Here is a 12,857-nt window from a genome sequence, read left to right as displayed (position 1 = left end):
GGGTGCACAATGGAAGACAAGGGAGGGCGCCGCCCCGGTGGTGCCCGCACAGGATCTGACGATGGAGCCGTCATCATGGAGCACTTTATTGCCGGCTTGCCCAAGCTGGAACTGCACCTGCATATCGAGGGCACCCTGGAGCCCGAGCTGATGTTTGCCCTTGGCCAGCGCAACGGCGTGACCCTGCCCTGGCCCGACGTGGCGAGCCTGAGGGCCGCCTATGAGTTCGACTGTCTGCAATCCTTCCTCGATCTCTACTACCTGGGGGCCAGCGTGCTCGTCACCGAGCAGGATTTTTTTGACCTCACCTGGGCCTATCTGGAGCGCTGCGCCGCCGACAAGGTGGTGCACGTGGAGATCTTCTTCGATCCCCAGACCCATACCGCTCGCGGCATTGCGTTCGAGACGGTGCTGGGGGGCATAGAGCGGGCGCTGCAGGAGGCGGAGCGGGTGTTCGGTATCAGCTGGCGCCTTATCATGAGCTTCCTGCGCCACCTGAGCGAGGAGGCGGCCTTCGCCACGCTGGCAGAGGCAAGCCCCTTCCTCTCCCGCATCCACGGCTTCGGTCTCGACTCGAGCGAGCTTGGCAACCCGCCCGGCAAGTTTGCCCGGGTCTTTGCCCGCTGCCGGGAGCTGGGGCTGCCGGTGGTGGCCCACGCCGGGGAGGAGGGGCCGGCGGCGTACATCTGGCAGACCATACGGGAGCTTGAGGTGAAGCGCATCGATCACGGGGTGCGCTGCAGCGAGGATCCCGAGCTGCTGAGCTATCTGGCGGATACCCGGCTGCCGCTCACCGTCTGCCCCCTCTCCAACGTGCGGCTCAAGGTGTTTGACGAGATGGCGCACCACAACGTGCTGACTCTGCTGGAGCAGGGGCTCTGCGTCACCATCAACTCCGACGATCCCGCCTATTTTGGCGGCTACCTGACGGCCAACTTCCGGGCGCTGGTGCAAGCGCTCGGCGCCAGCCGGGAGCAGCTCTGCCGCCTGTGCCTCAATGCGGTGGAGGCGAGCTGGCTGAGCCTGACGGACAAGGTGCGCCTGACCCGGGACATTCGCCAGCATGCTGCGTTGCACGGGGTGAGCCTGCACTGAGCCAGGCGCCGATGAAGATGAGAGGCAAAGAGGCCCGCCATCACTGGCGGGCCTCTCTCTTGTCAGCCTCGGCGGCGGGCCGAGCGGGTATCAGGCCACCCGCACCAGAAACTTCTCCCCTTGCCCCTCGCGCTTGAGACGGTAGAGCAGGGCGGGCAGCGCCTCGAAGTCGCCGATCACCAGCGGCGGCAAACCGAGCTCGCCGCTTGCCATCTGCGCCATCATGGCGACCCCGGCCGCTACCAGACGGCTCCATTGCCGGTCGGTGCCGAAGGCGTGCTGGGCCCCGAGCGCAATCTCGTGCAATGAGTGGCAATGGCTAAAGGGGGGCTGCGGGTTGCTGGCGATGCGCCCGAGCACAGTCACCATGTGGCCGTAGTAGCCCAGGGCCGTCAGCAAGGTTTCGGCCTGCTGGCTGGAGACCAGATCGATGATCCCCTCGAACGGTTCCCCCCCGTTGGCGGCCTGCAGCTGGGCCAGCCAGTCGTGCTCGCGATAGTCGGCGACCCCTTGCACCCCCAACTGCATGAGCCAGCCATGGTGACGGTGGCTGGCGCTGGCAAAGACCCGTGCCCCCTGCCTGAGCGCGAGCTGCACCGCGAAACGCCCCACATTGCTGCCTGCCCCCGTGATGAGCAGCGCCTCCCCGTGCAGGCGCGGCAGCTTGGCCAGCGCCTGCCAGGCGGTGAGGCCGGGGCAGGGCAGTGCGGCGGCGGCCTCGTCGCTCAGGGCATCGGGCACCGGCAGCAGGGCGCGGGCCGGCACGCAGCTGTGGTGGGCGAAGCTGCCGCCGTGGCGCAAGTCGGTGTGATAGGCGACCCGGGCGCCGAGGCGCAGATGGCTGACGTTGGCGCCCAGCGCCACTATGGTGCCCATGCCGTCGACGCCTGGCACATGGCCTGGCTGCCACTGGGGGTGGCCATGCTCGATGAGTTTCCAGTCCACCGGGTTGAGGGCGATGACCCGATTGGCGATGAGGACGTCGTTGGCCCCGGGGACGGGGAGCGCTTGCCGGGTGAGGGTGAGCTGGCCCGGCTCGCCGGGGGCGTGCCAGCACCAGGCCTGGGTATGGCTCATGGTGACTCCTTGTTGGATGGGGGGGATCCCCTGATTGAATAAGGTAGCGCGACAACACCATTCTCCATGGTTGCAGTCACAAGACAACGAGGCGGGCCCCCGCTGGTGGGGCCCGCCCGGGCTGTCTGTTGGTCATTTCTGCGAGCTGGCCGCCTCAGGCCTGCGCGGCCTCATAGGCGGGATAGTCGGTCAGCCCCTTCTCGCCGCCACCAAACAGGGTGGCGGGATCGTGGGGCGCGAGGGGGTAGCCGTGGCGCAGCCGGTTCGGCAGATCCGGATTGGCCACGAAGGGGCGACCGAAGCCTATCATGTCGGCCCAGCCCGCCGCGAGGGCGGCGCGAGCCCGCTCGCCGTCGTACTTGCCCGCGTAGATGAGGGTGTTGGGGAAGGCGTCCCTCAGCCCCTGCTTGAAGCTCTCGGCCATCAGGGGCGCATCGTCCCAGTCCGCTTCGGCCACGTGCAGGTAGACGATGTCCATCTCCCCCAGCAGGCGGGCGGCGGCCAGGTAGGTCTCCTGGGGGTTCGCATCCACGGTGCCGTTCAAGGTGGTGAGCGGCGCGAGGCGCACGCCAACCCGATCGGACCCGATTTCGCGGCAGACCGCCTCGGTCACCTCTTTCAGGAAGCGCAGCCGGTTCTCCAGGGAGCCGCCGTAGCCATCGGTGCGGGCGTTGGACTCGGAGTCGAGGAACTGGTTGATGAGGTAGCCGTTGGCGGCGTGCAGCTCGATGCCGTCGAAACCGGCCTCCATGGCGTTGCGGGCTGCCCGGCGGAACTGGCCCACCACGGCGTCGATATCGGCCTGGGTCATGGCGCGCGGGGTGACCGTCTCGACAAACCCCGGAGCATCGCTGCCGTTGTCGACAAACACCCGTACCCCTTTCGCCTGGATGGCGGAGGCGGAGATGGGCTGAGCGCCGCCGATGTTGTCGGGATGGGTGACTCGGCCCACGTGCCAGAGCTGGGCGAAGATGGTGCCCCCCTTGGCGTGGACGGCATCGGTCACCCCCTTCCAGCCCGCGATCTGTTCGGCGCTGTGGATCCCCGGGGTCCAGGCATAGCCCTTGCCCATGGGATCGATCTGGGTGCCCTCGGAGATGATGAGGCCGGCCCCGGCGCGCTGGGCGTAATAGGTGGCCATCATGGCGTTCGCCACGTCGCCGGGCTGGCTGGCGCGGGAGCGGGTCATGGGGGGCATGACGATGCGGTTGGCAAGGTGCAGCTGGCCGAGGCGCAGGGGGCAGAACAGGTTGTCGTGGCTCATGGTGAACTCCTCATCTTGGAATGGAGGAGACTCTAGAGGGGATGGTCGTTGTGAAAAAGAGGGGGTATTGCAGAAGAGAATTGCCGTTTTCACAGCAATGGGTCGAACTCCCCAGGGTGTCGCCATAAAAAAGAGGGCCGGCGGCCCTCTCTTCATGTCATTGCCGTCGGGGATCAGGGGGCGAGCGGCGTGACCCGTACCCGCTCGATGCGGCGCTCGCTCACGCCCATGACCTCGAAGCAGAACCGGCCGAGCTGCAGCTGCTGGCCCACCTCGGGCAGGCTGCCGAAATGGGAGAGCAGCATGCCCGCCAGGGTCACGTACTCGTCGCTCTCGCTCACCAGGCCGTCGCAATTCAGGGCCTGCTCGACCTGATGGATGTTGGTGCTGCCGTTGATAAGCCAGCCGGCGCCGTCGATGACCACGTCCGGGGCCTCGTCCTCGTCCGGCAGCTCGCCCACGATGGCCTCCAGCAGGTCGTGGGTGGTGACCAGCCCCTGGATGACGCCGAACTCGTCCGCCACCAGGATGAGGCTGCCTCTGGCCTGACGCAGCTCCGCCAGCAGCCGGATCACGTTGATGGTCTGGGGCACGATGACGGGATCGTTCTGCCTGGCCAGCTCGGCGAGGGATTGCCCCTCGTTCAGGGCAAACAGCAGATCCCGGGCCTTCACCACACCGATGATCTCGTCCAGCTCCCCGTCGCAGACCGGGAACAGGCTGTGAGGGGCCCGCTGCAGCAGGGCGCGGATCTCCTCGGCGCCGTCGTTCACGTCGACCCACTCCATCTCGGCGCGGGGGGTCATGATGGTACGGATGGAGCGCTCGGCCAGGGAGAGCACGCCGCTCACCATGTAGCGCTCCTCCTCACCGAAGCCGGGGGGCAGGGGCGCATCCTGCTCCTCTTCCTCGTCCTCCTGCGGGTGTGCCGAGCGCTTGTTGCCCCCCATCAGCTTGAAGATGGCGGCCGTGGTGCGCTCGCGCAGGGGCTGGCGCGCCTCATGGCGCAGGGCGCTGCGCTGGGCCAGCTGGTTGAAGAACTCGATGAGCACCGAGAAGCCGATGGCCGCGTAGAGATAGCCCTTCGGAATGTGGAAGCCGAAGCCTTCCGCCACCAGGCTGAAGCCGATCATCAGCAGGAAGCTCAGGCAGAGCACCACCACCGTGGGGTGGGCGTTGACGAAGCGGGTCAGGGGCTTGGAGGCGAGCACCATCACCACCATGGCGATGGTCACGGCCGCCATCATGACGCCGAGGTGATCCACCATGCCGACGGCGGTGATGATGGAGTCCAGGGAGAAGACAGCGTCCAGCACCAGGATCTGGGCGATCACCACCCCGAACCCGGCATAGACGCCTGTCGCGCCCTGCTCCTCCGGCCTGGCCTCGAGCCGCTCGTGCAGCTCTGACGTCGCCTTGAACAGCAGGAAGAGGCCGCCCCCCATCAGGATGAGATCCCGCCCCGAGAAGGGGTGATCCCAGACGTGCAGAATGGGGGTCGTGAGAGTGACCAGCCAGGACATCACGCTAAGCAGCCCCAGGCGCATCAGCAGGGCCAGCGACAGGCCGATGATGCGCGCCCTGTCCCGCTGGGCGGGGGGCAGCTTTTTCACCAGGATGGCGATGAAGACCAGGTTGTCTATCCCGAGAACGATTTCCAGGATGATCAGGGTAAGCAGACCGACCCAGATAGAGGGGTCAAGCAGAAATTCCATGTCATAAACCTCAATGAAGACAGATGCAGTGAATCGCGGTCACGGCAAGGGCGCCGTGGTGACAGGGGCGTTCGCTTCAGAGGCGTTGGTTGAGCAGGTACAGATAGGCTTTGATGGGAAAAGACGAAGGGCTACTTCGGGGATTGTCCATGATGGGCAATAAAACCTCGGGTCAAAAGTGAGCCCTGATGATAGCGGTTGGCACCGTTTTGGCAAGAGGGAACCCAGGAAGATGTGATGACAGGGGGAGGCGCGGATGGCCTCCCCTCAGGGGCGTTACAGCCAGCGTTTCTCGCGGGTGAAGCAGACCGACAGCCAGGCATCCCCCAGGGTGTCGCCGAGGCGGGACCAGAGCTCCTGGCGCAGGGCGTCCTGGCGTTCGACGGGCCACTCCTGGCCGGGGGCCACCAGGATGTTGAGTTCGAGATCGAAGCGGCGGCCGCTTTTCGCCAGGTGGCTGTAGCACTCGATCCCATGGCGCAGGCGCAGGGCCTCGACTTCGCTGGCCACCAGCCGGGAGACGTCTCCCTTGGGGGCAATCTTCAGCACTTCCCGCAGGTTGCGGCCCAGCACCTTGATGGGAATGAGGGTGGCACACAGGGCCAGCAGCGAGACCAGCACCGGGTCTATGAAGCGGTTGTAGTGGCCGTAACCCAGGGTATCGAGCCCGATGGCGACCAGGAAGCCGATGAGCAGGGTGGCGCTCAGCAGGGTGTCCACCAGCCACTCCTTGGAGTCCACCCGCACCAGCTCGGAGTCGACCCGCTCGGCCACGTCGGCTTCGATGAGGTAGAGAATGCCGCAGAAGAAGGTGGAGACGACGGCATAGATGAGGGCGTGGCCGAGATCGATTTCCCGTCCGCCCGCCAGCAGGGTGGTGAGGCCGTTGTAGAGTGCCGCCAGACAGAGCAGCAGAATGATGGCGCCGTTGATGACGTTGGCGATGGGTTCGAAGTGGGCGTAGCCGTACTGGAAGCGGGCGTCTGAGGGGCGGGTGACCAGGTAGGCGGTGATGAGTCCGAGGCCCGTCATGCCCATGCTGAACAGGGTGAAGATGCCGTCGAGCATGATGGCGTTGGAGCCGACGAAGAGGCCATAGCCGATGCCGAAAATGGCAAAGGTGATGCAACCAAACAGCGACAGGGTCAGCGCCTGTTTTTCGGTGCGGATCAGCGTACTGATAACATGGCTGTGATTAGCCATAAGAGTCCTCCTTTCAAATGGTGAAGATTGCGCGCGCAAGCGGTTTTCTAGCTGATATACTGCCCGCTCACATGTGAGCGGACTGGTTCGGGGGCCCGCGAAGAGGCTGGCCCGAACGGTCGTTGTCGCCGGAGTTCCGGCATCAAGCAAAGGAAGGGAACAAGGATTCATGATCCCGAGACTCGATTACCAGGACAGTTTGTCACCTACAACCCTGCAGTTTCTTGAGTTGCTGGCGCGCTCAGCATTTCGTGGTGATATCGAAAAGTCTTATGCAAGCCGGTTGGCGATGGCGACGGATAACAGCGTCTATCAGGTGGTACCTCAGGCGGTGCTCTATCCGCGCAGCGCGGATGACATAGCGGTGATGCTCAAGCTGGCCCAGGGGCTCGAGTACGCGGCCTTGAGTTTCTTCCCTCGTGGCGGCGGTACCGGCACCAATGGCCAGTCCTTGGGCGGCGGCATTATCGTCGATCTCTCGCGCCATATGAACCAGATCCTGGAAATTAATCTGGAAGAGGGCTGGGTGCGGGCCCAGGCAGGGGTGGTCAAGGATCAGCTCAACGCCTATCTGAAACCCCACGGCTACTTCTTCTCGCCGGATCTCTCCACCTCCAACCGCGCCACCCTGGGGGGCATGGTCAACACCGACGCCTCGGGGCAGGGGTCGCTGGTGTACGGCAAGACCTCGGATCACGTGCTCGGCCTCAAAGCCGTGCTGGAGAACGGCGACATCATGGCCACCGAGCCGGTCAGCGGCACGCGTCTGGCGGACAAGCTGGCCCTGGAGAGCCGCGAGGGGGAGATCTATCGCACCCTCTATCGCATCGGCAAGGAGCGCCGCGCCGACATCGAGGCCACCTTCCCCAAGCTGAACCGCTTCTTGACCGGTTACGATCTCAAGCATCTCTATATCCCCGAGAGCGACACCCTGGACGTAAGCCGGGTGCTGTGCGGCTCCGAAGGGTCCCTCGGCTTTATCACCGAAGCCAGGCTTAACATCACCCCCATCCCGCGCTACCGAACCCTGGTCAACGTCAAGTACGACAGCTTTCCGTCGGCCCTGCGCAATGCCCCCTTTATGGTGGAGGCTCACGCCCTGTCGGTGGAGACGGTGGATTCCCGGGTGCTGGGGCTGGCCCGCGCCGACATCATCTGGCATTCGGTCAAAAATCTGATCCAGGATGTGCCCGGCAAGGATCTGCAGGGGCTCAACATCGTCGAGTTTGCGGATACCGACGAGGCCGAACACAAGGCCAAGGTGGCCGAGCTGTGTCGGCGCATCGACGCCCTGCTGGCCAGGGGGGAGGCGGGGATCATCGGCTATCAGGTGTGCGATCACCTGCCGAGCATCGAGACCATCTACGCCATGCGCAAGAAGTCGGTGGGGCTGCTCGGCAACGCCGAAGGGCGCAAGAAGCCGGTGGCCTTCACCGAAGACACCGCCGTGCCACCGGAGTCGCTGGCGGACTTCATCATGGAATTTCGAGCCCTGCTGGACGCCCACGGCCTCGACTACGGCATGTTCGGCCACGTCGATGCCGGGGTGCTGCACGTGCGCCCGGCGCTGGACTTGTGCGACCCCGAGCAGGAGGTGTTGCTGCGGCGCATCTCCGATCAGGTGGTGGCGCTCACCGCCAAATATGGCGGCCTGATGTGGGGTGAGCACGGCAAGGGGTTCCGCTCCGAATACAGCCCCGCCTTCTTCGGCGAGCTGTGGGAGGAGCTGCAACGGGTCAAAGGCGCCTTTGATCCCCAGAACCGCGTCAACCCCGGCAAGATCTGCATGCCCTATGGCAGCGGCGCTTCGCTTGTCTCGGTGGACGGGCCCAAGCGCGGCAAGTTCGATCGCCAGATCCCGCTGGCGGTGCGCACCAGCTACACTCGGGCCCTCGATTGCAACGGCAACGGTCTGTGCTTCACCTTCGAGACCGACTCCCCCATGTGCCCCTCGGTCAAGATAAGCAAGGACAGGCGTCACTCCCCCAAGGGGCGGGCAGGGCTGATGCGCGAATGGCTGCGCCAGCTCGCACAGCAGGGCTTCGATCCCCTGGCCGAGGAGGTGGCGCTGCAAAGCGGCGGCCTGCGCGTCAAGCAGATCGTCGACAAGTTCCGCAACACCCTGGCCCGCGCCCGCGGTCAGTATGACTTCTCCCACGAGGTGATGGAGGCGATGGAGGGGTGCCTCGCGTGCAAGGCCTGCACCAGCCAGTGCCCCATCAAGGTGGACGTGCCCACCTTCCGCGCCCGTTTCATGCAGCTCTATCACAGCCGCTACCTGCGCGGGCCCAAGGATTACTTCGTCGGCACCGTCGAGAGCTATACCCCCCTGCTCGCCAAGGCCCCCAAGTTGGTCAACTTCTTCCTCGAGAAAGAGTGGGCCCAGAAGGCGAGCGAGAAGAGCATCGGCATGGTGGACGTGCCGCTGTTCTCGGTACCGACCCTGGCCGAGGAGCTGCGCGATCACAAGGCCCGCTACTTCGACCTGCCGGGTCTGGAGGCCATGAGCCCCGAGCAGCGTAAAAAAGTGGTGCTCATCGTGCAGGATCCCTTCACCAGTTATTACGACGCCCCCGTGGTGCGTGACCTGGTGAAGCTCGCCAGCAAGCTCGGCCTGCAGCCCTATCTGCTGCCGTTCAAGCCCAATGGCAAGCCCCAGCACGTGAAGGGCTTCCTGCGCGCCTTTGCCCGCACTGCGGCCAGCAGCGCCCAGTTCCTCAACAAGGTGGCGGCGCTCGGCATCCCCATGGTGGGGGTCGACCCCTCCCTGGTGCTCTGCTATCGGGACGAGTATGTGAAGGCGCTGGGCCCGGCCCGCGGCGACTTCCAGGTGCTGCTGCCCCAGGAGTGGCTGCTCTCCCTGCCGGCAGAGGTGCTGCCGGTGCGAGAAGCGCAAGCCGCTGCCGAGCCCTGGTATCTGTTTGCCCACTGCACCGAGAAGACGGCGAAACCCTCCACCCACGGCGACTGGGGCACCCTGTTTGGCCGCTTCGGTGCCCGGCTGCAGCCGGTCTCGGTGGGTTGCTGCGGCATGGCGGGCACCTATGGTCACGATGCCAAACAGGTGGAGAACTCCAAGGGCATCTATGGCCTCAGCTGGGCCGAGCCCCTGGCCCGCCTGCCCAAGGAGCGTTGCCTGGCCACCGGTTATTCGTGCCGTAGCCAGGTCAAGCGGATGGAGGGGGAGAAGCTCAAGCACCCGTTGCAGGCCCTGCTGGAACTGCTCTGATGCTCAGCCTCCCCAAGGGATTTCGGGTGCCAAAGGCCCATCGGCACCCGCATTTTCTGTTGCTGCCGGTCAGCCCGGATCAGGCGGTGGTGGAGTTCGTCGCCATGCTGCGCGAGCGCGAGCAGCTCCATCAGCTGTTTCGCCCGGACGACGTCTGGCCCTCCGACCACTTCGGCCTGAGCCAGCACGAGGCCGATCTGGAGTGGCAGCGCTCGGAGTTTCTCGCCAAGCGCTCCTTTGCCTACGGCCTCTGGAGCCCGGATCGGGAGCCCGAGTTCTGGGGCGGCGTCTACCTCTATCCCTCGGTGCTGCCGGAGGTGCAGGTGGAGCTCTTCTTCTGGAAGGTGGCCGAGGCGCCGCTCACCGATGCCGAGCTTGAGGCCGAGCTGCGCGCCTGGCTCGGCAAGGTGTGGCGCTGGCCCGAGCCCCGCCTGCCGGGACGGGAACTGCCCTGGGCCGAGTGGCCAGGGGTGACCTATCCCTGGTGATCTCCAGCCCGGATACAGGATGCCCCACGCGGGGCATCTTTTTTTTCCGTCCTTTTTCGCCGACACTGCACGTTCGCCGACACAGCTCGACGATAACCCATTGATCACGCAAGGAGTCCGCTCGCCATGAGTCAAGAGAACGCCCCGATCTGGCGCAAGCCCATGAGCCTGGAGGGGCTCAACGCCAGCTCCCACAATACCCTGATGGCCCACCTCGACATCGTTTACACCGCCTTTGGTCCCGACTGGCTGGAGGCCACCATGCCGGTGGATCACCGTACCCATCAGCCGCTCGGCATGCTGCACGGCGGGGCGTCCGTGGTGCTGGCGGAGACGCTCGGGTCTCTGGCCGCCAACATGGCGGTGGGGGAGGAGAGCTACTGCGTGGGGCTGGAGGTCAATGCCAACCACCTGAGGGCCAAGCGGGAAGGGGTGGTGACGGGGCGCTGTGCGCCGCTGCATCTGGGGGCGACCACCCAGGTGTGGCAGATTGAAATCCGCGATGAACGTGGGCGTTTATTGTGCACCAGCCGATTGACCATGGCGGTGCTCAAACACAAGCGGGGCAAGGACTCGAGTGATGAGTGATCGGCAATAACGCACCATGAGTGCAAAATAAGCAAGCCATAGTCGCGAGATCCCTCTATAATTGCCAACGTCTTGAGAGGCCTATCACATTTTTCAAGACAGCAGAACAAAGTGGCGCTATAATCGCCGCCTTTTTGCTATTCCGCGGTGTTAGCCGCCTGCCTTAATCTGGAAGAATCTATGTCTGATACCGAACAACTGCCCCTTTTTAGTGAGCTTGGACTGGCCGCGCCCGTATTGAAAGCGCTGCAGGACGTGGGCTATGAGCGCCCGTCCCCCATCCAGGCCGCAGCAATTCCCCACCTGATGGCGGGACACGATCTGCTGGGGCAGGCGCAAACCGGTACAGGGAAGACCGCTGCCTTTGCCTTGCCTCTGTTGTCTCGTCTGGAAGCTGGTAACCGCAACACCCAGATCCTGGTGCTGGCGCCGACCCGCGAACTGGCCCTGCAGGTGGCTGAAGCGTGCCAACGCTATGCCCACCACATGCCCGATTTCCACGTGCTGCCCATCTACGGCGGCGCCTCCTATGAAACCCAGACCCGCGCCCTGCGCCGCGGTGCCCAGGTGGTCGTCGGTACCCCGGGCCGCGTGATGGACCTGATCCGTCGCAAGAACCTGGACCTCTCCGGCCTGAAGGCCCTGGTGCTGGACGAAGCGGACGAAATGCTGCGCATGGGCTTCATCGACGACGTGGACTGGATCATGGATCAGTGCCCGGCCGGTCGTCAGGTCGCGCTCTTCTCCGCCACCATGCCGGAGCAGATCCGTCGCGTGGCCCAGAAGCACCTGAAGCAGCCCAAAGAGATCAAGATCGCCTCCAAGACTGCTACCGCCACCACCATTCGCCAGCGTTACTGGCAGGTGACCGGTCTGCACAAGCTGGACGCCATGACCCGTCTGCTGGAAGTGGAATCCTACGAAGCCCTGCTGGTGTTCGTGCGTACCAAGAACGCCGCCGAGGAGCTGGCCGGCAAGTTGGCCGCCCGCGGTCACGCCTGTGAGGCGCTGCACGGCGACATCCCGCAGAAGCTGCGTGAGCGCACCGTCGACAAGCTGCGTCAGGGCCAGCTGGACATCCTGATCGCCACCGACGTGGTCGCCCGTGGTCTGGACGTCGAGCGCATCACCCACGTGGTGAACTACGACATCCCCTACGACACCGAATCCTACGTGCACCGTATCGGCCGTACCGGTCGTGCCGGTCGCAAGGGCGAGGCCATCCTGTTCGTGGCTCCTCGCGAACGCCGTATGCTGCGCGCCATCGAGCACGCCACCCGCCAGGCCATCGAGCCGATGAAGATGCCGAGCACCGAGGACATCAACCAGCACCGTCTGGCCAAGTTCAAGGAGCGCATCCGCGAGACCATGATGGGCGAGGAGCTCGAGATCTACCACAACCTGGTGAACGAGCTGATCGAAGAGGATTCCGCCGATCCGCTGGAGCTGGCTGCCGCGCTGGCCAAGCTGGTGCAGGGCGATCAGCCGCTGCTGCTGGACGACTCCATCCCGGATCCGCTGCTGAATGCCGGCAACGATCGCGGTGGCTTCGAGCGCCGTGAGTTCAACGACCGCGGTGGTCGTGACTTCGGCAACCGTGACTTCGGTGACCGCGGCGATCGCCCGGCCCGTCGCATGCCGTCCCTGGAGCCGCGTCCGCTCAAGGACAACCCGGACGTGGAGATGGAGCGTTACCGCGTGGACGTGGGTGCCCATCACGGCGTCAAGCCGGGCCAGATCGTCGGCGCCATCGCCAACGAGGCGAACATCGAGAGCCGCTTCATCGGCAACATCGACATCGCCGACGACTTCTCCACCGTCGACCTGCCCAAGGGCATCAGCGCCGAGGTGCTGGAGGTGATCAAGAAGGCCCGTGTCTGCCAGCGTCCGCTGCAGATCACCCGCTACACCGAAGTGCCGGCCGGCAGCAACACGGCCCCCCGTCCGCCCCGTGGTGACCGCCCCTTCAACAAGGAGCGTCCTTTCAACAAGGATCGCCGTCCCAGCGGTGACCGTCCCTTCAACAAGGGTGGGGAGCGCCGTGAAGGTGGCTTCAACAAGGATCGCAAGTTCAGCAAGCGCCGCGACAGCTGAGTCCGGATCCTGCTGACAAGAGGCCGCTCATGATGAGCGGCCTTTTTTTATGCGCACTGCGCAGGGCGGACTCGCTCCTCGCCGCCTTGGCGACGTCCTGTTGC

Annotated in this window: 9 protein-coding genes; 5 read left to right on the top strand and 4 right to left on the bottom strand. The window is 65.0% G+C overall.

Going from position 1 to position 12,857, the window contains the following annotated elements; genetic code table 11:
* The first annotated feature begins 75 nt into the window (after positions 1 to 75).
* Entirely contained in the window at positions 76 to 1,095 is a 1,020-nt protein-coding gene (locus I6L39_RS18615; RefSeq protein WP_216990473.1) for an adenosine deaminase, read from the top strand.
* Positions 1,096 to 1,185: 90 nt separating this feature from the next.
* Here I6L39_RS18615 and I6L39_RS18610 read toward each other — a convergent pair whose 3' ends face one another.
* The 4 genes from I6L39_RS18610 to I6L39_RS18595 all read right to left on the bottom strand — a co-directional run bounded on the left by I6L39_RS18610 (position 1,186) and on the right by I6L39_RS18595 (position 6,354).
* Positions 1,186 to 2,172: a zinc-binding dehydrogenase gene (locus I6L39_RS18610; RefSeq protein WP_216990472.1), complete on the bottom strand. Its 987-nt coding sequence runs from the start codon at positions 2,170 to 2,172 to the stop codon at positions 1,186 to 1,188.
* Positions 2,173 to 2,326: 154 nt separating this feature from the next.
* The gene (locus tag I6L39_RS18605) at positions 2,327 to 3,436 is read right to left on the bottom strand and encodes an alkene reductase (protein ID WP_216990471.1); all 1,110 of its coding nucleotides are present in this window, start codon (positions 3,434 to 3,436) and stop codon (positions 2,327 to 2,329) included.
* A gap of 173 nt (positions 3,437 to 3,609) precedes the next feature.
* Positions 3,610 to 5,151, bottom strand: coding sequence for a TerC family protein (locus I6L39_RS18600; protein ID WP_042078826.1), 1,542 nt, complete (start codon positions 5,149 to 5,151; stop codon positions 3,610 to 3,612).
* Positions 5,152 to 5,427: 276 nt separating this feature from the next.
* A complete protein-coding gene (locus tag I6L39_RS18595; RefSeq protein WP_042078827.1) occupies positions 5,428 to 6,354 on the bottom strand; it encodes a cation diffusion facilitator family transporter in 927 nt (308 codons plus the stop codon).
* A gap of 169 nt (positions 6,355 to 6,523) precedes the next feature.
* Between I6L39_RS18595 and I6L39_RS18590 the strand changes: the two genes are divergently transcribed.
* From I6L39_RS18590 to I6L39_RS18575, 4 genes are all read left to right on the top strand, one after another.
* A complete protein-coding gene (locus tag I6L39_RS18590; RefSeq protein WP_216990470.1) occupies positions 6,524 to 9,583 on the top strand; it encodes an FAD-binding and (Fe-S)-binding domain-containing protein in 3,060 nt (1,019 codons plus the stop codon).
* Positions 9,583 to 10,071 carry a hypothetical protein gene (locus tag I6L39_RS18585; protein WP_042078829.1) on the top strand — a complete coding sequence of 163 codons (489 nt, stop codon included), beginning with the start codon at positions 9,583 to 9,585 and terminating at the stop codon, positions 10,069 to 10,071. Before I6L39_RS18590 ends, I6L39_RS18585 begins: the two co-directional genes overlap by 1 nt.
* A gap of 126 nt (positions 10,072 to 10,197) precedes the next feature.
* The gene (locus I6L39_RS18580; protein ID WP_216990469.1) at positions 10,198 to 10,659 is read left to right on the top strand and encodes a hotdog fold thioesterase; all 462 of its coding nucleotides are present in this window, start codon (positions 10,198 to 10,200) and stop codon (positions 10,657 to 10,659) included.
* 180 nt (positions 10,660 to 10,839) lie between these two features.
* Positions 10,840 to 12,753 carry a DEAD/DEAH box helicase gene (locus I6L39_RS18575; RefSeq protein WP_042078831.1) on the top strand — a complete coding sequence of 638 codons (1,914 nt, stop codon included), beginning with the start codon at positions 10,840 to 10,842 and terminating at the stop codon, positions 12,751 to 12,753.
* Positions 12,754 to 12,857: the final 104 nt, after the last annotated feature.

The sequence above is a fragment of the Aeromonas sp. FDAARGOS 1409 genome (assembly GCF_019048705.1).
Classification (GTDB): Bacteria; Pseudomonadota; Gammaproteobacteria; order Enterobacterales; family Aeromonadaceae; genus Aeromonas; species Aeromonas sanarellii.
This window is presented reverse-complemented; position numbering and strand designations above follow the sequence as displayed.